Below are 357 nucleotides of genomic sequence, written 5' to 3' on the forward strand. Positions count from 1 at the left end.
GCTATGATAATTTTTAAATCTCGACTATATTTTGACATAAAAAGACCCCCAGTTAGTGGTTGTCCAACTATTGGGGGTCACTTCACAATGAGTAAGCTTTTTTATCTAAAATTGGTCGGCGAGAGAGGATTACTCGCATTTCATGCTCGCCCTGCGGGTCGTTGCTAAAGCAACGTTGTCTCGCTGCGCTCGGCTCGAACCTCTGGTCGGTTCTCATCCTCTTAAAATGCAGATAATAAAAAAAGCCTACTCAATGAGTAAGCTTTTTTATCTAAAATTGGTCGGCGAGAGAGGATTCGAACCTCCGACCCACTGGTCCCAAACCAGTTGCGCTACCAAGCTGCGCTACTCGCCGTT

1 tRNA gene and 1 other RNA gene are annotated in these 357 nt (G+C 45.4%); both read right to left on the reverse strand.

Annotated features, from left to right (window positions below):
* Positions 1 to 112: 112 nt before the first annotated feature.
* Positions 113 to 237: non-coding RNA, RtT sRNA (locus H3S73_RS13650), on the reverse strand.
* Between the two features lie 41 nt (positions 238 to 278).
* A tRNA-Pro gene (locus tag H3S73_RS13655) sits at positions 279 to 355 on the reverse strand.
* Positions 356 to 357 lie beyond the last annotated feature (2 nt).

It is taken from the genome of Gilliamella sp. B14384G12, assembly GCF_016101825.1.
In the GTDB taxonomy this organism is placed as follows: domain Bacteria; phylum Pseudomonadota; class Gammaproteobacteria; order Enterobacterales; family Orbaceae; genus Gilliamella; species Gilliamella apicola_N.